20 protein-coding genes are annotated in these 17,590 nt (G+C 70.8%); 8 read left to right on the plus strand and 12 right to left on the minus strand.

The window, feature by feature from the left end; translation table 11 throughout:
* Positions 1 to 29 precede the first annotated feature (29 nt).
* A complete protein-coding gene (locus AB0I51_RS15210; RefSeq protein ID WP_362975173.1) occupies positions 30 to 1,307 on the plus strand; it encodes a thymidine phosphorylase in 1,278 nt (425 codons plus the stop codon).
* A gap of 56 nt (positions 1,308 to 1,363) precedes the next feature.
* Here AB0I51_RS15210 and AB0I51_RS15215 read toward each other — a convergent pair whose 3' ends face one another.
* Complete coding sequence (locus tag AB0I51_RS15215; protein WP_362975175.1) at positions 1,364 to 2,104, minus strand: alpha/beta hydrolase; 741 nt, start codon at positions 2,102 to 2,104, stop codon at positions 1,364 to 1,366.
* Positions 2,105 to 2,313: 209 nt separating this feature from the next.
* Positions 2,314 to 3,234 (minus strand): AEC family transporter, encoded by a 921-nt coding sequence (locus tag AB0I51_RS15220; protein ID WP_362975102.1) that lies wholly within the window; start codon positions 3,232 to 3,234, stop codon positions 2,314 to 2,316.
* A gap of 97 nt (positions 3,235 to 3,331) precedes the next feature.
* Here AB0I51_RS15220 and AB0I51_RS15225 point away from each other — a divergent pair, with 97 nt between their 5' ends.
* Positions 3,332 to 3,724: a hypothetical protein gene (locus AB0I51_RS15225; protein WP_362975104.1), complete on the plus strand. Its 393-nt coding sequence runs from the start codon at positions 3,332 to 3,334 to the stop codon at positions 3,722 to 3,724.
* On the opposite strand, the gene AB0I51_RS15230 is transcribed toward AB0I51_RS15225, so the two are convergent.
* Positions 3,608 to 4,624 carry a sigma-70 family RNA polymerase sigma factor gene (locus tag AB0I51_RS15230; protein ID WP_362975106.1) on the minus strand — a complete coding sequence of 339 codons (1,017 nt, stop codon included), beginning with the start codon at positions 4,622 to 4,624 and terminating at the stop codon, positions 3,608 to 3,610. The genes AB0I51_RS15225 and AB0I51_RS15230 overlap by 117 nt on opposite strands.
* 135 nt (positions 4,625 to 4,759) lie before the next feature.
* On the minus strand, positions 4,760 to 6,049 hold the full coding sequence (locus tag AB0I51_RS15235; protein WP_362975108.1) for an MFS transporter: 1,290 nt from the start codon (positions 6,047 to 6,049) through the stop codon (positions 4,760 to 4,762).
* A gap of 63 nt (positions 6,050 to 6,112) precedes the next feature.
* Between AB0I51_RS15235 and AB0I51_RS15240 the strand changes: the two genes are divergently transcribed.
* The gene (locus AB0I51_RS15240; protein ID WP_362975110.1) at positions 6,113 to 7,069 is read left to right on the plus strand and encodes a LysR substrate-binding domain-containing protein; all 957 of its coding nucleotides are present in this window, start codon (positions 6,113 to 6,115) and stop codon (positions 7,067 to 7,069) included.
* A gap of 1 nt (position 7,070) precedes the next feature.
* On the opposite strand, the gene AB0I51_RS15245 is transcribed toward AB0I51_RS15240, so the two are convergent.
* Positions 7,071 to 8,081, minus strand: coding sequence for a zinc-binding dehydrogenase (locus tag AB0I51_RS15245; RefSeq protein WP_362975112.1), 1,011 nt, complete (start codon positions 8,079 to 8,081; stop codon positions 7,071 to 7,073).
* Between the two features lie 130 nt (positions 8,082 to 8,211).
* Entirely contained in the window at positions 8,212 to 8,973 is a 762-nt protein-coding gene (locus AB0I51_RS15250; RefSeq protein ID WP_362975114.1) for a prolyl oligopeptidase family serine peptidase, read from the minus strand.
* Between the two features lie 113 nt (positions 8,974 to 9,086).
* Between AB0I51_RS15250 and AB0I51_RS15255 the strand changes: the two genes are divergently transcribed.
* Together AB0I51_RS15255 and AB0I51_RS15260 are read left to right on the plus strand one after the other, a co-directional pair.
* Positions 9,087 to 10,241 (plus strand): adenosine deaminase, encoded by a 1,155-nt coding sequence (locus tag AB0I51_RS15255; protein ID WP_362975116.1) that lies wholly within the window; start codon positions 9,087 to 9,089, stop codon positions 10,239 to 10,241.
* A 140-nt stretch (positions 10,242 to 10,381) separates the two neighbouring features.
* The gene (locus AB0I51_RS15260) at positions 10,382 to 10,741 is read left to right on the plus strand and encodes an ATP-binding protein (RefSeq protein WP_362975118.1); all 360 of its coding nucleotides are present in this window, start codon (positions 10,382 to 10,384) and stop codon (positions 10,739 to 10,741) included.
* Positions 10,742 to 10,886: 145 nt separating this feature from the next.
* On the opposite strand, the gene AB0I51_RS15265 is transcribed toward AB0I51_RS15260, so the two are convergent.
* Entirely contained in the window at positions 10,887 to 11,090 is a 204-nt protein-coding gene (locus AB0I51_RS15265) for a PspC domain-containing protein (RefSeq protein WP_026178268.1), read from the minus strand.
* Positions 11,091 to 11,184: 94 nt separating this feature from the next.
* Positions 11,185 to 11,736 (minus strand): VanZ family protein, encoded by a 552-nt coding sequence (locus AB0I51_RS15270; RefSeq protein WP_362975120.1) that lies wholly within the window; start codon positions 11,734 to 11,736, stop codon positions 11,185 to 11,187.
* Between the two features lie 132 nt (positions 11,737 to 11,868).
* Between AB0I51_RS15270 and AB0I51_RS15275 the strand changes: the two genes are divergently transcribed.
* Positions 11,869 to 12,318 carry a hypothetical protein gene (locus AB0I51_RS15275; protein ID WP_362975122.1) on the plus strand — a complete coding sequence of 150 codons (450 nt, stop codon included), beginning with the start codon at positions 11,869 to 11,871 and terminating at the stop codon, positions 12,316 to 12,318.
* Positions 12,319 to 12,383: 65 nt separating this feature from the next.
* Here the strand turns inward: AB0I51_RS15275 and AB0I51_RS15280 are convergent, their stop codons facing one another.
* Genes AB0I51_RS15280 through afsQ1 form a run of 3 tightly spaced genes read right to left on the minus strand, consistent with a single transcriptional unit; the run spans position 12,384 to position 15,234 of the window.
* A complete protein-coding gene (locus AB0I51_RS15280) occupies positions 12,384 to 12,986 on the minus strand; it encodes a hypothetical protein (RefSeq protein ID WP_362975124.1) in 603 nt (200 codons plus the stop codon).
* Entirely contained in the window at positions 12,983 to 14,539 is a 1,557-nt protein-coding gene (locus tag AB0I51_RS15285) for a HAMP domain-containing sensor histidine kinase (protein ID WP_362975177.1), read from the minus strand. Before AB0I51_RS15285 ends, AB0I51_RS15280 begins: the two co-directional genes overlap by 4 nt.
* Before the next feature lie 17 nt (positions 14,540 to 14,556).
* Entirely contained in the window at positions 14,557 to 15,234 is a 678-nt protein-coding gene (afsQ1, locus tag AB0I51_RS15290) for a two-component system response regulator AfsQ1 (RefSeq protein WP_019066936.1), read from the minus strand.
* Between the two features lie 255 nt (positions 15,235 to 15,489).
* On the opposite strand from afsQ1, the gene AB0I51_RS15295 reads away from it, so the two are divergent.
* Positions 15,490 to 16,227 (plus strand): SigE family RNA polymerase sigma factor, encoded by a 738-nt coding sequence (locus tag AB0I51_RS15295; protein WP_019066937.1) that lies wholly within the window; start codon positions 15,490 to 15,492, stop codon positions 16,225 to 16,227.
* Between the two features lie 168 nt (positions 16,228 to 16,395).
* On the opposite strand, the gene AB0I51_RS15300 is transcribed toward AB0I51_RS15295, so the two are convergent.
* Entirely contained in the window at positions 16,396 to 17,043 is a 648-nt protein-coding gene (locus tag AB0I51_RS15300) for a uridine kinase (RefSeq protein ID WP_362975127.1), read from the minus strand.
* Positions 17,044 to 17,170: 127 nt separating this feature from the next.
* On the opposite strand from AB0I51_RS15300, the gene AB0I51_RS15305 reads away from it, so the two are divergent.
* Positions 17,171 to 17,575: a hypothetical protein gene (locus AB0I51_RS15305; protein WP_362975129.1), complete on the plus strand. Its 405-nt coding sequence runs from the start codon at positions 17,171 to 17,173 to the stop codon at positions 17,573 to 17,575.
* The last annotated feature ends 15 nt before the right edge of the window (positions 17,576 to 17,590 follow it).

The following is a 17,590-nucleotide window of genomic DNA, read 5'->3' on the forward strand; positions in this document are numbered from 1 at the left end:
AGGAAAGCCAAGCCATGGCGCAAGTCTCGATGGATGCCATCTCCGTCATCCGCACCAAGCGGGACCGCGGTGAACTGAGCGACGAGCAGATCGACTGGGTCATCGACGCGTACACCCGCGGGGAGGTGGCCGACTACCAGATGGCCGCCCTCAACATGGCGATCCTCCTCAACGGCATGAACCGTTCAGAGATCGCCCGCTGGACCGCCGCGATGATCGCCTCCGGCGAGCGCATGGACTTCTCCTCGCTCTCCCGCCCGACCGCCGACAAGCACTCCACGGGCGGCGTCGGCGACAAGATCACCCTCCCGCTGGCCCCCCTCGTCGCCGCCTGCGGCGCGGCCGTCCCGCAGCTCTCCGGCCGCGGCCTCGGCCACACGGGCGGCACCCTCGACAAGCTGGAGTCGATCCCCGGCTGGCGCGCGCTGCTCTCCAACGAGGAGATGCTCTCCGTGCTGGAGGGGACGGGAGCCGTGATCTGCGCGGCGGGCGACGGCCTGGCCCCCGCCGACAAGAAGCTGTACGCCCTGCGTGACGTCACCGGCACGGTCGAGGCGATCCCGCTGATCGCCTCGTCCATCATGTCGAAGAAGATCGCCGAGGGCACGGGCTCCCTGGTCCTGGACGTGAAGGTCGGCACCGGCGCGTTCATGAAGACGATCGAGGACGCGCGTGAACTGGCTTCCACGATGGTGGGGTTGGGTACCGACCACGGTGTGAGGACGGTCGCGCTGCTGACGGACATGTCGACCCCCCTGGGCCTGACGGCCGGCAACGCCCTCGAAGTCCGGGAATCCGTCGAGGTGTTGGCGGGCGGCGGCCCCTCGGACGTCGTCGAACTGACCATCGCGCTGGCCCGCGAGATGCTCGACGCGGCCGGCATCAAGGACGCCGACCCCGCGAAGGCCCTGGCCGACGGTTCCGCGATGGACGTCTGGCGCCGGATGATCGCGGCCCAGGGCGGCGACCCGGATGCAGAGTTGCCGGTGGCCCGCGAGCAGCAGGTGGTGACGGCCCCGGCCTCCGGCGTCCTGACCCGCCTCGACGCCTACGACATCGGCATCGCCGCCTGGCGCCTCGGCGCGGGGCGGGCGCGCAAGGAGGATCCGGTCCAGGCGGGTGCGGGAGTGGAGATGCACGCCAAGCCGGGCGACGTGGTGACGGCGGGCCAGCCCCTGCTGACCCTGCACACCGACACTCCGGAGCGTTTCGCGTACGCGCTGGAGGCGGTCGAGGGGTCGTACGACATCGGCGCCGAGGGCACCGCTTTCACGGCTTCGCCGGTGGTGCTGGAGCGCATCGCCTGACCGATCGTCGGGGGGGCGGGGGAGGGGCCGGGCTTGCAAGTCCCGGCCCCTCTTGCCTACTTGGCGGCCGGTCCCTGCATCAGGTGCCTGCCGTAGAACCGGAACGCGTCCTCCGCCTCGAACCACGGAGTGCCCGTGTGCCCGCCCATGTTGGCGTGCAGGGTCTTCTCCTCGGTGCCGAAGGTGTCGAACAGGTCCAGGGCCCGCTGCCGGGGGTTGCCCTCGTCGTCCCACTGGAGCAGGAGCAGCAGCGGGATGCCGACCTGCTTGGCCTCCTCGCGCTGGGCGCGGGGCACAAAGCCCCCGGCGAAGAAGCCGGCGGCCCCGATGCGCGGCTCGGTCACCGCGAGGCGGATACCGAGGGCGGTCCATCCCGAGTAGCCGACCGGGCCGCCGACCTCGGGCAGTGCGAGGACGGCGTCCAGGGTGGTCAGCCATTCCGGGGCCGCGTTCTCGACCAGCGGGCCGACCAGGGACTCGAAGATCTCGTCGGTCGGCTCACCGGCCCGCATCGCCCGGCCGAGGCCGGCGCGGAGCTGTACGTCGGCGGCGGAACGGGGCCGGTCACCGCAGCCGACGGCATCGATCGTGACCGCCGCGTAGCCGGCCGCGGCGGTGGCCCGGGCCCGGGCCACCAGCCGGGGCTGTGCCTTGGGCAGGCCGTTGTTGTGGGCGATGAGGATCAGCGGGGCCGGTGCGGTGGAGTCGGGCGTCCACAGGGTGCCGGGGATCTCGCCGAGGGTGAATTCGCGTTCGAGGACGCGGTCGTCGAGGCGCTGCTCGGAAGTGAACCGCAGGGTCGTGTCCATGGTCGTGCCTTTCGGGAGAGCTCAGAACGGCGCTCCCGGACGACCTATCGCCCGACCGTGACCCCGGAGGAGAGCACCCATGTCGTTGATGTGTTCACGGGTACCACCTCCTCGTTCTCTCGCACGGCCTCCGGAAAGGTAGCAGTGGCGGTAGTCCTCCGCCAGCGGGTTTTGTTCGCGGCGGTTTGCCGGTCGGCTCACCCGAGCAGCGCCGCGATCACCACCAGCACCGGCACCGACAGAATCGTCGACAGCAGGATCGAGTCCCGGGCCAGTCCCTCCCCCACGCGATAGCGGCTCGCGTACGTGTACAGGTTCTGCGCACCGGGCAGCGCCGAGGTCACGACGACGTCGAGCAGCGCCGCGCCGTGCAGGCCGAACACCCCCACCGCCAGCGCCCAGGCGATCGCCGGCTGCCCCACCGACTTCAGGACGACCGACAGCAGCACCGGCCACCGCTCGACACCGCGCGCCGGCATCGCGCTCCCGCGCAGCGAGATGCCGAAGCCGAGGAGTACGGCCGGTACCGCCATGTTGCCGATCAGGGTGAGGGGATCCATCACCGGGCCGGGGACATGCACTCCGGCCGCCGCGACCGCGACCCCGGTGAGGGAGCCGACCGCGACCGGGTTGCGCACGGGCGTGAGCAGCCGTAGCCACCAGGGATCCTTCTCGCTCCGGTCCGACAGGTCGAGGACGGTGAGGGCGAGGGGGCTGACCACCACGAGCTGGAACAGCATCACCGGTGCCACGAGCGAGGCGTTGCCCAGGACGTACACCGAGATCGGGATGCCGAGGTTGCCGGAGTTGACATAGCCGGAGCAGAGCGCGCCGATCGTCGTACGGCCCACACCCCAGCCGCGGGCCACCCCCACCGTCACGAACACGCCCGCCACCGCCGTCGTGCTCAGCACCGTCACCAGCAGCCAGCTGGAGAAGACCACCGAGAGGTCGGCCCGCGCGAGGGTGGTGAACAGCAGGGCCGGGGACGCCACGTTGAAGGCCAGCCTGGTCAGTACGTCGCGGCCGTTCTCCCCGAGGGAGCCGCGCAGGCCGAGCAGATAGCCGACGGCGATGACGACGCCGATGACCGCGAACCCGGTCAACACCCCCTGCACGGCGCCCCCTCGGCGGCCGCGGCGCGCGGGAGGGCGTCGGGTATCCAGGGCGGGGCTGATCCGTGGGGCATACAGCAAACCTAGGCGGTCGCTCCCGATGAGTTACGACCGCCCACCCGGTCTACCGATCGTGGACGCCATGACACCCGCTGTACTCGTGCCGAACCGCCCCGTCACCCGCGACGAGGTGGTGCGGCTCTGCGAGGAGGTGCGGCGGCGGCTGGAGGCGACCGGTGCCGGGGCCGTCCTCGTCGCGGTCGAGACCGTGGGTCCCGGGCCGCCGGGGCTCGGTACCGTCGATCTCCTGGCTCGTCTCGAACTGACCGCGCGGCGGGCCGGTGGCCGGATCAGGCTTCGCGGGCCCAGCCCCGGACTACGCGCCCTCCTCGATCTGGTCGGGCTCCGCTTCGAGATGGAGGGGCAGGTCGAAGAGCGGGAACCAGCGCTCGGTGTCCAGGAAGAAGTGGAACCCGGTGAGCCTGCCGTCTGAGATCTCCAGGACCTGCACCGACCAGGGGCTGAAGCCGCCCGCCTCCGGGTCCGGCTTGTACTGGGCGAAGCCCGGCAGGCCGTTCACCTCCACGGGGATCAGGCGGGAGCCCTCGCAGGCGGCGCCGATCGTCGTCATGAAGCCCGTGATGTCGTCGTGGCCGGTCAGCCACAGGTCGAACGGCGGCATCGTCATGATGGCGTCCTCGTGCAGCAGCGCCGTCAGGGCCGCCATGTCGTAACCCTCGAAGGCCGCGACATACCGCTCCAGCAGTTTCTTCTGCTCGTCGTCGAGCGGGTCGGAGACAGCCGCGTCGGCCGCCTTCTCGTCCCGCTCGGCGAGGGTGGCGCGGGCCCGTTGCAGCGCGCTGTTGACCGAGGCGACCGAGGTGCCGAGCAGCTCGGCCACCTCATTGGCCCGCCAGGCCAGCACCTCGCGCAGGATCAGCACCGCCCTTTGTTTGGGCGGCAGTTGCTGCAGGGCGGCCATGAACGCGAGCCGCACCGACTCCTTGGCGACCGCGGCCTCCGCCGGGTCGGCGACCGTTGGCAGCACGCGCGCGTCCGGCATCGGCTCCAGCCAGGTGTTGTCGGGGCGGGGCGACAGCGCGGCCTGCGCGAGCGGGGTGGAGTCGCTGAGGTCGACGGGCCGCGCCCGCTTGTTGCCCGCGGACAGCATGTCCAGGCAGACATTGGTCGCGATCCGGTACAGCCAGGACCGCAGACTGGAGCGCCCCTCGAACTTGTCGTAACTGCGCCAGGCGCGGACCATCGTGTCCTGCACCGCGTCCTCGGCCTCGAAGGAGGAGCCGAGCATGCGATAGCAGTATCCGGTCAGCTCGACACGGTGTTTCTCCAGCCTGATGTCGAGGTCCGTCGTAGTCACAGCGCTGTCACTCATGGTCTCGCCCACCCACCCCTGTGGCCGTTCTTCCCTTACCCCGAAACGTAGCGCAGCCCACTGACAATGGCCCCCGGAGTGGCTGAACGCGCAGGTCAGGCACGTTTCACTATGAGGTTGGGCGGATGTGACCGCTCAGGCGGCGGCGAGTTTCCGCTCGACCCGCGCCGCCCGCGACCCGAGCACCGTGATCGTCACGACGCCCAGCACCGCCAGGACGCCCACGCAGACCGTGCCCGCCCAGCCGCCCGCGTGGAACGCGAGCGCGCCGACCGTACTGCCGGTGCTGGAGCCGATGTAGTACGCGGACTGGTAGAGGGCGGAGGCCTGGGCGCGCCCGGCGGTGGCCGCCTTGCTGACCGCCGACGACGCGACCGCGTGCCCCGCGAAGAAACCCGCCGTGATCAGCACCAGGCCGAGCAGGACCAGGGGGAGCGAGTCGGCGAGGGAAACCAGGAGACCCGTGGCCGTCGTACCGCCCGCCAGGTACAAGGCCCCCCGACGCCCCAGCCGGCCCACCAACCGGCCCGCCGTGGACGCCGACACCGTACCGACCAGGTACACCAGGAAGATCGAGCCGACGATGCCCTGGGGGAGGGAGAAGGGGGCCTCGGTGAGGCGGTAGCCGATCACCGTGTAGACGCCGCCGAAGACCGTCATGAACAGGGCGCCGATCGCGTACAGCCGGCACAGCAGCGGGTTCGCGAGGTGTGCGCGGACCGTGCGGGCCAGGACGCGCGGGCGCAGCGAGCCCGGCGTGAAGTGCTTCGGGGCGGGGAGGAGGAGACGGAAGGCGACCGCGCAGCCGACCGCGATCAGACCGATCACCCCTACGGCGACCCGCCAGCCCCACTCCTGCGCGACCCAGCCGGTGATGACCCGGCCGCTCATCCCGCCGACGCTGTTGCCCGCCACGAACAGGCCGATCGCCGTGACCAGTGCCTTCGGCCGGACCTCCTCCGCCAGATACGCCGTCGCCGACGCGGGCAGCCCGGCCAGCGCGGCACCCTGGAGGAACCGCAGCACCACCAGCGCGCCCAGCGACGGCGCGAACGGCACCAGGACCCCGATGCCCACCGCGACCACCAGCGACGCGGTCATGACCGTACGGCGTCCGAAACGCTCCGACAGCGCGCTCATCGGCAGCACGAACAGCGCCAGACCGCCGGTCGCCGCCGCCACCGTCCAACTCGCCGCGCTCGCCGTCACCCCGAACTCGCCGGAGATCAACGGCAGCAGGGCCTGCGTGGAGTACAGCAGCGCGAAGGTCGCCACACCCGCGAGGAAGAGCGCGAAGCTCATCCGGCGATAGCCGGGACCACCCGGCGTCAGCCGTGAGTCGGAGGAGGAGAAAGCGGTGGAGGCGGTGGGAGCGGGGGTCGTGGCGGCCACGATGGTGGACGCCCCGGTATCGGCGGGAGACATGCTTCGAAGCTACGTACGCTCCCGCTCATCCGTCCAATGCACGGAAACGCCATAATCGTTCCCATGGTGCATCAGAACAGCTCACAGGCTCACCTGTCACCGTCCGGTGACACAGAAGACATCGTCGCGCTGCTCGCGCCGCGCCTCGCCCACTTCGCCGGGGTCGCCCGCACCGAGCACGTCACCCGGGCCGCGCAGGAGATGCAGGTCCCGCAGTCCACCCTGTCGCGGGCCATGGTCCGCCTCGAACAGGACCTGGGCGTCGACCTGTTCGCCCGCAGGGGCCGCACGGTGTCGTTGACCCCCGCCGGCCGCACCTTCCTCACCTCGGTCGAGCGTGCCCTGGCCGAGATCGGGAAGGCCGCCGACGAGGTCCGCGCCGACGCCGACCCCACCACCGGCAAGGTCGCCTTCGGCTTCCTCCACACCCTCGGCTCGGAGACCGTCCCCGAACTCATCCGCGCCTTCCGTGCCGATCACCCACGCGTCCGCTTCAGCCTCGTCCAGAACTACGGCGAGGCCATGCTGGAGCGGCTGCGCGCGGGCGAGCTGGACCTGTGCCTCCTGACCGCCCCGACCCTCGACGCCCCCGACGTCGTGGCCCACCGTCTCGACGTCCAGAAGCTCCGCCTCGTCGTCCCGGCAGACCACCGCCTGGCGTCCCGCAAGCGGATCCGGCTCGCGGAGGCGGCCGAGGAGACCTTCGTGACCCTGGAACCGGGCTACGGCCTCCGGAGCATCACCGACGCCGTCTGCGCGGAGGCCGGCTTCCGCCCGAAGATCGCCTTCGAGGGGGAGGAGGCGGAGACGCTACGGGGCCTGGTGGCGGCGGGGCTTGGAGTGGCCCTCCTGCCGCCACCGGCCGTACCCCGCCCGGGAGTTGCCGAGCTGACGGTCACCGCCCCGAGGGCGGTACGGGAGATCGGCGTGGCCTGGCTGGACGGCCGCCCGGACACACCCCCGGTGGCCGCCTTCAAGAAGTTCCTGCTGTCGAGGAGGGGCAACTTGCTGCCCGGGTAGCTCAGTTCCGGTGCCGGACCCGGACGACGAGTTTTCCCGTGGCACGGTTGTGCTCCATGTCGTCGTGGGCCTGCGGTACCTGCTCCAGGCCGTCGTACACGCGGTCCACGGGGAAGACCAGTTGGCCGTCGGCGATCGCGTCCAGGATTTCCTGGAAGGTCTCTTGGGGGAGGTCGGAGGCGTCGCCGAAGTAGCCCGCGAGGCGGACGCCCCTGGGCAGGTACTCGTTGGGGGAGAAGTCGCGGACGGTCCACTGGTTGGAGAGGCTGCCGCCGAAGCAGGCCGTGCCGTGGACGCGTACCGCGCGCAGCGTGTCGGGGAGGGTCGGGGTGCCGACCAGGTCGAGGGCGGCGTCGACACCGTCCGGATACAACTCGCGTACGGCAGGGGCGACTTCGCCGGTGTCGAGGAGCGGGTGGTCGACGCCGTGCTCCTTCAGCAGCGGGAGGCGGTCGGGGCGCCGGGTGGTGGACAGCACCGTGGCGCCGAGCCGGCGGGCGAGCGCGGCGGCGGCAAGGCCCACGGAGGAGGTGCCGCCGCGGATCAGCACGCTCTGGCCGGGCCGCAGGTCCAGGCCGACGGTGAGCGAGCCGTGGGCGGTCTGCACCATCTCCGGCAGGGCGCCCAGTACTTCCCAGGGCAACTCGGTGTCGACGGGGACCACTTGAGCCAGCGGCACCGACGTGTACTCGGCATAGCCGCCGTCGTAGGTACGCCCCATGTCCCCCATCATCGCGACGACCTTCTGCCCGGGCGCCAGCCCGCTGCCGGCCGGGGCCGCGTCGACGGTGCCGGCGACCTCGATCCCCGGTACCCGGGGAAAGGTGACCCCCTCGCTCACTCCCAGCCGCAGTTTCAGCTCCGACCGGTTGAGCCCGAACGCCTCGACACGGATGCGCACCCAGCCGTCCCGCTCGGGCGGGAGGGGGAGCGTGATCGGCCGCAGGTTGCCCACGGGGCCGGGGGCGGAGAGCCGTACGGCACGCATGGTGGCCGGCGAGGACGTCGTCATGGGCCTGCCTTCTTCCCGGGCGAGGAGGAGAGTCGGTCGGCGGTCGTCAACGCCGGGCCCCCGCCACCGCATTCCCGACTCGCCCCGGATTCAAGCCGGTTGGCCGACGCGTCACGCGCCCGCGCCCGGCTCACTTCCGCAGGGAACGCCCGAACCCCGCCGCCAACGGCATCCGCAGCCCCAGCGGCGGCGGAGCCTGCAGCGCGTCCTCGACCGGCCTCGCGAACGCCCGTCCGAACAGCGCGCCCATCACGAAGTCCTCCGTCAGCGCGTGCACTTCCTGCCGGTGCTGGTGCAACGAGTGTCCGTCGGAGTGCACTTCGAACCGGCACACGTCACGGTTCGCCTTCTTGGCCCGCGCCGCCAGCCGGAACGACAGTTCGGGATCGGTCCGTTCGTCGTTCGTGCCGTGCACGATCAGCACCCGTCGGCCCACCAACTGCTTCACCGGTTCGGGTGGCGCGGCCACATCCTGTTCGGGCAGCCAAGGAGCCAGCGCCACCACGGAGTTGACCGCCTCGTGCCCGGCGGAGCGCAGCGCGGCCCGCCCGCCCATGCCGACCCCGGCGAGACACACGGGCACGTCTCCGTAGCGCCGTACGACCTCGTCCACCGCCCAGGTCGCGTCGTGCGCGAGATACGCCTCGCTGCCGTTCCAGCCGCGGCAGCGGTAGTGGACGACATGCGCGGCCAGCCCCTCCGCGGCGCCCGCCCGGGACAGCCTGCGCCCCAACGTCCGTACGGAGGCCGTCGCCAGGAGAGGGGAGGGTCTGCGGGCGGAGACCTCGTCGCCGCCGGGGAGCAGCAGCACCACGCCGCTCACCGAGGTCGGTTCGGGACCGAGCGCTCTCCCCAGCCGGGCCGTCCGAACCGGCGTCGCTTGCTGTGCCATGACAGAACAGTGTCAGAAGTGAGCGTGTACGCCATCCTTCCGCGCGGTCACCGTTACGTATCGACGGATTCGTACAACGGGTGATCTACGCGCGTAGGAGTTAGAGTGCGGAAATGACGAGCCAGACCACGAACATCCCGAGCTCGGACCAGATCCGCCGGGCGCCGAAGGTCCTGCTGCACGACCACCTCGACGGCGGTCTCCGCCCGGGGACGATCGTCGAACTCGCGAGGGACGCCGGGTACACCGGGCTCCCCGAGACCGACCCGGACAAACTCGGCGTGTGGTTCGCCGAGGCCGCCGACTCCGGTTCCCTGGAACGGTACTTGGAGACCTTCTCGCACACCGTCGCCGTGATGCAGACCCGGGACGCGCTGATCCGGGTCGCCCGCGAGTGCGCCGAGGACCTCGCCGAGGACGGTGTCGTGTACGCCGAGGTGCGGTACGCGCCCGAGCAGCACCTCGACGGCGGGCTCAGCCTCGAAGAGGTCGTCGAGGCCGTCAACGAGGGCTTCCGGCAAGGGGAGTCGCTGGCCCGGGAGAACGGCCGCCGGATCCGCGTCGGAGCGCTCCTCACCGCGATGCGGCACGCCGCCCGCGCCCTGGAGATCGCCGAACTCGCCAACCGCTACCGCGACCTGGGCGTCGTCGGCTTCGACATCGCCGGCGCGGAGGCCGGGTTCCCGCCCACCCGGCACCTGGACGCCTTCGAGTACCTCAAGCGCGAGAACAACCACTTCACCATCCACGCCGGCGAGGCCTTCGGGCTGCCGTCCATCTGGCAGGCCCTGCAGTGGTGCGGCGCCGACCGGCTCGGACACGGGGTGCGCATCATCGACGACATCCAGGTCCAGGACGACGGCACGGTCAAGCTCGGCCGGCTCGCCTCCTACGTCCGGGACAAGCGCATCCCGCTGGAACTGTGCCCCAGCTCCAACCTCCAGACCGGCGCCGCCGACTCCTACGCCGAGCACCCCATCGGGCTGCTGCGGCGGCTCCACTTCCGGGCCACGGTCAACACCGACAACCGGCTGATGTCCCACACCAGCATGAGCAGTGAATTCGAGCACCTTGTCGAGGCGTTCGGTTATTCGCTCGACGACATGCAGTGGTTCTCCGTCAATGCTATGAAGTCAGCATTCATTCCTTTCGATGAACGACTGGCCATGATCAATGACGTGATCAAGCCCGGATATGCGGAACTCAAATCCGAATGGCTGTTCCGGCAGGCGGCTTCCACCAGCGGTTCTGTGCCTGAAGAGGGCTGAACGGGACCGAGCGGAGGGCACGGAATGCGGGCGGGTGTTCACAATCCGTCCGCATTTCGATGTTTGCGGCGGACGGCTTCGCGTGTTTACGGTCTTGGACCGCTCACATCCCCGTCATCCCATTCAAGGACGCATTCACCATGAAGCAGTCTGCTGCCAAGACCCTCGGTGTCGCCGCCCTCGGTGCTGCCTTCGCCGCCGTAGGCGCGGGTGCCGCGAGCGCGGCTCCGGCGGTCCCGGACGCCACCCAGGCACTGGGCGCCGTGACCCACACGCTGCCTGCGGAGAACGTCACCAAGGCGCTGCCGGGTGCCGGCGAGGCGCTGAGCCAGGCGCAGCCCGCGCTCGCGGGCGGTCTGTCCGCCGTGCAGCCGGCCGCCGAGAAGGTCCTCTCCGACGGCCCGACCGCGCCCGTCGCCGGGCTGCTGGGCGGCCTCCCGCTGTCGCAGACGGGCCTGCCCACGCACGGCCTGCCGCTGAACGGCGTTCCGCTGGGCTGAGGCCCGCCGGGCTGAGGTCCACCGGACGAGGCCCGTCGGGCTGAGGTCCGTCGGGCCGAGCCCGTCCCCGAACGCGCCGATGGGGCGCCCCCTGGACGAGGGGTGCGCCCCATCGGCGTACGTGCGCCGGGCCGTCGTGGGTTGTTCACCAGGCCTCGGTGCGCACCTTGTCCTCGGACGGGAACAGGATCCACAGCGCGATGTAGAGCAGGAACTGCGGCCCGGGCAGCAGACACGAGAGCAGGAAGATCACCCGCATCGTGGTCGCGGAGGTACCGAAGCGCCGCGCCAGCGCTGCGCACACTCCGCCGATCATGCGGCCTTGGGTGGGGCGGGCAATGGCGGTCATCATGGGCTCCTTCGCGAGCGTCTCTCCGAGGCCTCCCCTGCGGCTGCCTCATCTGACATCAACGCTACGAACCAGAAGCCCGCCAGGCGTCGCTCTACGGTGCGATGCCGACCCTGGGAATCGTCGGGGTCCGTCCCTGAGTCGCTTCCTCCTGGAGGAGGGGCGCGGGGAGGGGGCTCTCGCCCCTGCGGCGGAGCCAGGCGCGGGCGGCGGGGACGATCGCGACGTGCGCGAGGGCCACGCCCACCGTGTTCATGAGCAGCGAGTCGATGTCCACGACCTGGCCCGGCACGCCGGTCTGCAGCAGTTCGATGCCGAGCGAGATCAGGGCACCGGCGGCGACCGTACGGATCAGGGACGCGAGCGGCGAGACATGCAGCCGGCCGCTCACCATCGGGAGCAGGACGCCCAGCGGGGCCAGCAGTGCGAGGCCCTCACCGATCCGCTTCGTCGCCTCCGGCCAGCCCAGCGCCAGATCGGCCCGGATGCTGGCCAGGGGGTGCAGGTTGGGCGGCATCACCCAGGGGACGTCCCGCGGGCGCAGCGTGACCCAGGCGACGAGCACGAGATGTGCGACGAGGAGGACACCCCCTGTCACACGGACGCGAATCGCGGCACTGCCGCCGATGGAGCCTTGACGCTGCACGCCCCCCAAGACGCGGCCTGCGGCACGATCGGTTCCGGGTGGGGCCCAAGCACCAGGCTGAGGCTTCCGCCACACCTCATCTTTTCCGGCCCGTTCACCTCCGGGGTGTCTTGCGGGCGGCATGATTGATCCATGCCAAAGGGGCGGATACTCGCGGTCGTCGGCTGTGCCGCGCTCACACTGCTGTGCGTGACAGCGACAGCATGGGCCGTGTTCAGCGGCATCGCGAAGCTGAACCTGCTGGGGGAACGCTGTGGAGGTCCGGCTCGCGGAGTGCCACCAGGAGGAAGGGGGAAGGGCGGCCCCTGCACCGTGTGCAGCGGCCCGGTGCAGAACGCCGCGAACGCGCGCACCGCAAAGATCACGTACAAGGGCCACGAGGGCGAGACCGTCAGGGCCGCGCGGACTCCCTGGGGAAGCTACGACGTGGTGGGCACGGACTTCGTCACACGGAGCATCTCGATCCTGCTCCCCGTGTTGCCGCTCTTCGGGACGGCCGGCGCGGGAGCTCTTACTGTCAGGGAGATTCGCCGGGCAAGGCGGCCGGCCGCTTCCGAGGTGACCACCGCCGGCGCAGAGTGAGATCTCGATCAGTCGCTCCCACGCGCCTTCGGCGCCGGCGTCCCGCTGCCGACTCACCCGCCCCGTCAGCCGCTCGTCACCTCGGTGGAGGGCGGTGCCTTGGTGCCGGGGGCGGAGCGGACGTCGTCCGTGCATTCGTAGCGGCGCAGCGGGGAGTTGTCCGGGCCGCCGAGGATGACGGAGCCGTCGCCCTCGGCCGCGGCCGAGTCGGAGAACGTGCAGACGATCTGGGCGAGCGCGTACGACGTCAGGTCGGCCGGTGAATTGCTCAGCCGCAGCGCGTCCTTGGGGTCCTTGGCGCGCGGCCCGCTGACCGTCATGCCGCCCCGCACTTCGGTCGTGTACCTGGCGTCCTTCTCGCCCGGCGAAGGCGACTGAGCGAGCTGGTCCAGCAGCCCCTGCGCCACGATCACGCGCCGCTGCACGTCCGCAGTGCCGTCCGGCACCTGTACGGTCCGGTCGACGGTCACCAGCGACGACCCGCACAGCAGGAACACCTGCACGGGCACCCCTCGCGCGGCCTGCGTCGACACGTCCGGCTCGGTGAGCGTGCAGGGCACCATCGAGGGCGCGGGCCCGAAGTCGGTCGGCACCTGCGTGGCCCGGATCCCGCACCCGGCGAGCAGCAGCGCGAGGAGCGGGAGGGCCATCAACCGGCGTACCGTCATGAGGCGTTCCCCCTCGAACTGTCCCCTTCGCCCTCGCCCTTGTCGGTCTCCTCCATCAGTGCTGAGGCGTCCCGCGGCAGCCGCAGGGTGAACACCGCGCCGCCGTCGGGGGAGTTGGCGGCGGTGATGTCGCCGCCGTGGATGTGGGCGTTCTCCAGGGCGATGGAGAGGCCGAGGCCGCTGCCCTCGGAGCGGGGGCGGGAGGCGCTCGCCTTGTAGAAGCGGTCGAAGACGTGCGGAAGGACGTCCTCGGGGATGCCGGGGCCGTGGTCGCGGACCGCGATGACGAGGTCGTCGTCCTCCAGGCGGACCGACACCCGGACCGGCGAGCCGCCGTGCTTGAGGGCGTTGCCGATGAGGTTGGCGAGGATGACGTCGAGGCGGCGCGGGTCGAGCCGGGAGTGGATGCCGCGCTCGGCGTCCAGGTCTACGGCGTCCAGCCAGGCGCGGGCGTCGATGCAGGCGGTGATCTGGTCGGCGAGGTCGACGTCGTCGAGGACGAGCCGGGCGGTGCCCGCGTCGAAGCGGGTGACCTCCATCAGGTTCTCGACGAGGTCGCCGAGCCGCTTGGTCTCGCTGACGACAAGCCGTACGGCGGGCTCGATCATCGGGTCCACGCTGCCGGTCTCGGCGTCGAGTTCCTCCTCCAGGACCTCCACCACGGCGGTGATGGCGGTGAGCGGAGTCCGCAGCTCGTGGGACATGTCGGCGACGAAACGGCGCGAGGCGTCGTCGCGGGCGGCCATGTCGGCGACGCGTTTCTCCAGCGCCTCGGCGGTCTGGTTGAACGTCCGTGACAGTTCGGCGAGTTCGTCCGTCCCGGAGACCCGCAGCCGGGTGTCGAGCTTGCCCTCGCCGAGCCGGCGCGCGGCGATGCCGAGCCGGTGCACGGGCTTGAGGACGGTGGTCGCGGCGGCCTGCGCGAGCAGCGCGGAGCCGATCAGCGCGAGCCCGGTGGCGATCCCCAGCGACCAGGCGAGGGAGTTGAGGTCCTTGGCCTCCGGCTCGAGCGACTTGAGCATGTAGCCGGTCGGCCCGCCGCCGATCATGCGGGTGCCGGCCACCAGGAACGGTGTGCCGTGCTCGGTGACCCGCTGCCAGTACAGGTGGTACGGCTCCTTGTTGCCGTCGGTCACCGACTGCTGCTTGTTCACCGCCGTGCGCAGCGACTTGGGCACGTCCTCCAGCGAAAACCCGTTCAGGCCGCCGGAGTTGCCGTAGACCGTCTTGTCGTTGGAGTCCTGGGCGACGAGCAGGACGCTGAAGCGCTGGCTGCTGTTGGCCATCTGGCCGGCCGTGCGCATGAGTTCGTCCTGCGTGGGGTGCGTGGGCAGGGCGCCGGCGTGGTTCTGCATCTCCTGCCGGAAGTCGCGCAGCACCGCGTCCTGGGCGCGGGTGAGGACGGCCTCGCGGTTGAGCCAGTAGGCGATGCCGGACGCGGACACGGCGGCGGTCAGCGCGACCAGACCGAAGACGACCACCAGCCGCAGGCGCAGGCTGGTGAACCGCAGCCGCCACAGAACTCCCTTACGACCCGGGCGCCAGCCGCGGATCCCCCCTGGTGCGTCGGTCACTGAGGCGAGTCCAGGCGGTAACCGACGCCGCGCACGGTACGGATGAGAGTCGGGGACGAGGGCACGTCCTCGACCTTGGCGCGCAGCCGCTGCACGCAGGCGTCCACCAGGCGCGAGTCACCGAGGTAGTCGTGCTCCCACACCAGACGCAGCAACTGCTGCCGGGACAGGGCCTGTCCGGGCCGCCGGCTCAGTTCGAGGAGCAACCGCAGCTCGGTGGGCGTCAGTTGGAGGTCCTCGCCGTTCTTCGTGACGGTCATCGCGGCCCGGTCGATGACCAGCGAACCGAACGAGGCCGCGTCGTTGGCCTCCCGCTCCCCGCGCCGCAGCACGGCCCGGATGCGGGCGTCCAGCACCCGCCCCTGCACGGGTTTGACCACGTAGTCGTCGGCACCGGACTCCAGTCCGACGACGATGTCGATGTCGTCGCTGCGCGCGGTGAGCAGAATGATCGGCAGCTGGTCCGTGCGCCGGATGCGCCGGCACACCTCGAAACCGTCGATGCCGGGCAGCATCACATCCAGCACGATCAGGTCCGGCCGCTGCTCACGCAGCAGCTTCAGACCGTCCTCGCCGCTGGCAGCGGTGGCTACCCGGTGTCCCTGGCGCGTCAGCGAGAGCTCCAGGGCCGTCCGGATGGCGTCGTCGTCCTCGATCAGCAACAGGGAAGGCACGGGGCTCATTCTGGCCCATGTGGGGGCGGTGTTTCGACACCTGCACGAGTACGCGCCCGTAGCGCTCCTTTCTGTGACCGGACTGTCCGTTTTCTGAGGGCAGCCGCAGAGACCCACCCCTGTGACAGGTCTGTGACAGTCGGGGGACACGTCCATGAAGTGCCCCGGGCAGGATTTTCGGCACAGGCAAGGAACCACGAAGGAACCGAGCCGGAACATCCGAACACCGGGCAAGTCCACTACGGGGGGCGCGAGATGAGCACGCTGCACAGCACCAGCAACAACGCAGTCATCACGCGTCTGCACGACGTCACCCGGGGTTCCGAGAAGTCCGGTGCCGTGAGCGGGCGGGGGTGCGTTCGCGGTGCCGGGCGTCAGCACACCGGTTACATGACGGTGGTTGACGCGCACACGGGGGAAGCGCACGGGGGAAGCGGGTACAGGGAGGACACGGGGGAGCGTCGTTCGCTGTCGGAGGCGGAGTTCACCGCCTACGTCCAGGAGCGCCGCGCCTCCCTGTACGCGACCGCCTACCACCTGACCGGCGACCGCTTCGAGGCCGAGGACCTGCTGCAGAGCGCGCTGTTCTCGACGTACAAGGCGTGGGACCGGATCAGTGACAAGGCCGCGGTCGGGGGCTACCTCCGCCGCACCATGACGAACCTGCACATCAGCGCGTGGCGCCGCCGCAAGCTGAACGAGTACCCGACCGAGGAACTGCCGGAGACGCCCGGCGACACGGACGCGATGCGCGGCACCGAACTGCGCGCGGTCCTGTGGCAGGCGCTGGCCCGGCTGCCCGAACTCCAGCGCACCATGCTGGTCCTCCGTTACTACGAGGGCCGCACGGACCCGGAGATCGCGGAGATCCTCGACATCAGTGTCGGCACGGTGAAGTCCAGCATCTGGCGGTCGCTCCGCCGCATGCGCGAGGACGAGGTCCTCAGCTTCGGCCGTGACGAGGAGGACGCCTTCGGGGAGCTCGTCGCCTGAGGGTTGGGGGGAAGCAAGTAACGGGGGAAGCACGAAGGGGACCGCGGGGGATCGGCGCTGGGGGGGGCGCCGACGGGGTCCTGGGGGGATCACGGGGGAAGCACCACGGGGGAATGAGGGAGCGGGACTGGAGGGCCGGGGGGTCCGTCCAGTCCCGCTTTTTCTTGTCTACGAGGGGGAGGGCGCCGGAGTCGACTGTGCCGGGCGCCGTCCGACCGCCGCCGCGGCCAGCCGGCCCAGTGCCTCGTCCTTGTCGCACGCGTACGCGCCGAGCGTCGTCTGCCGGGCCACGATCGACCGCTCCAGCCGCATCAGCCGCCAGCCGCGCCGCAACAGGAACGGCACGGACTTACGGCCCTCCCTGAGATCCCGCAGGAAGCGACGGCGGAAGGTGCGCACCGGCCCCCGGCTCAGGCACAGCGCGTCCGCGAGGACGCCCAGCTCCCGGCACCGGGTGATGACCTCGGCGGCGAAGATGCCCTCCGCTATGAAGAGCGGGGTCCGGCCCACATCGACCGCCTCGGTGCCCGTGCGGGCGCTCAGCGAGATGTCGTAGACCGGTACATCCGTACGACCCGTGCGGCACAGTTCGACGATCGCGGCGACCGCGACCTCCGCGTCCCAGGAGTCGGGGTGGTCCCAGTCGATGTCCGAACTCCCCGCCACCAGTGGCAGCGTCGGGTCGTCGCCCTCCTTGTAGAAGTCGTCGAGCCGCAGCACGGGAAGACCGGAGCGGGCCGAGACGAGGGACTTGCCGGAACCCGAGGGGCCGCACAGCAGCACGACACGGGCCGGTGACGGGGAAAGGATGCTCACGGGACACCAGTTTGACGTATTCCGTACGTCCTGCCGACCCCGCGGGTCGCCATTGGAACGCGCATCACACGTCAACTACCCTTCGTGCTGACCCGATTACCCTGCGCACCAGAAGGTGGCACCAGCAATGGCACGACACACGTCCTCCCAGCACCCGAACGCCCAGCGCGCCCTGGTCGCCCTCGCGATCGCCTCAGGCGCCCTGGGCGCGGGCGCGGCGACGGCCTCCGCTGACACCGCGCCGGTCGTCGACGTGATGCGGACGCGGCCCACCTCGCTGGGCAAGATCGACCCTGCGTCAGGCCTCCAGGCGATGACCGGAACCGTCGGTTACGTCACCGGGCCGATCGCCGGGCTCAAGCCCAACCCGCTTGCGGGGACGGGGGTTGACCCGCTCGACAACGGGGTTGCGACCCAGCTCGCCGACTTTCAGCCGCTGGCCTCGCAGGCGCTGACGGGGCCGGTGGCGGAGGCTCAGTCGATCGGGAGTATGCCGGTGGTCGGGCAGGTGACGGGGCTGTTGGGGGGTTGAGCGATTGCGGGGGAG

The sequence above is a fragment of the Streptomyces sp. NPDC050549 genome, assembly GCF_040655035.1.
Lineage (GTDB): Bacteria > Actinomycetota > Actinomycetes > Streptomycetales > Streptomycetaceae > Streptomyces.

What these genes read in the sequence shown, in the direction of transcription:
- AB0I51_RS15210 (WP_362975173.1), top strand. Translation starts at nt 30, where the DNA reads ATGGATGCCATCTCCGTCATCCGCACCAAGCGGGACCGCGGTGAACTG.
- AB0I51_RS15305 (WP_362975129.1), top strand. Translation starts at nt 17,171, where the DNA reads ATGGCACGACACACGTCCTCCCAGCACCCGAACGCCCAGCGCGCCCTG.
- AB0I51_RS15245 (WP_362975112.1), bottom strand. Translation starts at nt 8,081, where the DNA reads ATGACGACGTCCTCGCCGGCCACCATGCGTGCCGTACGGCTCTCCGCC.
- AB0I51_RS15280 (WP_362975124.1), bottom strand. Translation starts at nt 12,986, where the DNA reads ATGACGGTACGCCGGTTGATGGCCCTCCCGCTCCTCGCGCTGCTGCTC.
- AB0I51_RS15275 (WP_362975122.1), top strand. Translation starts at nt 11,869, where the DNA reads ATGCCAAAGGGGCGGATACTCGCGGTCGTCGGCTGTGCCGCGCTCACA.
- AB0I51_RS15265 (WP_026178268.1), bottom strand. Translation starts at nt 11,090, where the DNA reads ATGACCGCCATTGCCCGCCCCACCCAAGGCCGCATGATCGGCGGAGTG.
- AB0I51_RS15255 (WP_362975116.1), top strand. Translation starts at nt 9,087, where the DNA reads ATGACGAGCCAGACCACGAACATCCCGAGCTCGGACCAGATCCGCCGG.
- AB0I51_RS15230 (WP_362975106.1), bottom strand. Translation starts at nt 4,624, where the DNA reads ATGAGTGACAGCGCTGTGACTACGACGGACCTCGACATCAGGCTGGAG.
- AB0I51_RS15260 (WP_362975118.1), top strand. Translation starts at nt 10,382, where the DNA reads ATGAAGCAGTCTGCTGCCAAGACCCTCGGTGTCGCCGCCCTCGGTGCT.
- AB0I51_RS15295 (WP_019066937.1), top strand. Translation starts at nt 15,490, where the DNA reads ATGAGCACGCTGCACAGCACCAGCAACAACGCAGTCATCACGCGTCTG.
- AB0I51_RS15225 (WP_362975104.1), top strand. Translation starts at nt 3,332, where the DNA reads ATGAGTTACGACCGCCCACCCGGTCTACCGATCGTGGACGCCATGACA.
- AB0I51_RS15240 (WP_362975110.1), top strand. Translation starts at nt 6,113, where the DNA reads ATGGTGCATCAGAACAGCTCACAGGCTCACCTGTCACCGTCCGGTGAC.
- AB0I51_RS15235 (WP_362975108.1), bottom strand. Translation starts at nt 6,049, where the DNA reads ATGTCTCCCGCCGATACCGGGGCGTCCACCATCGTGGCCGCCACGACC.
- AB0I51_RS15250 (WP_362975114.1), bottom strand. Translation starts at nt 8,973, where the DNA reads ATGGCACAGCAAGCGACGCCGGTTCGGACGGCCCGGCTGGGGAGAGCG.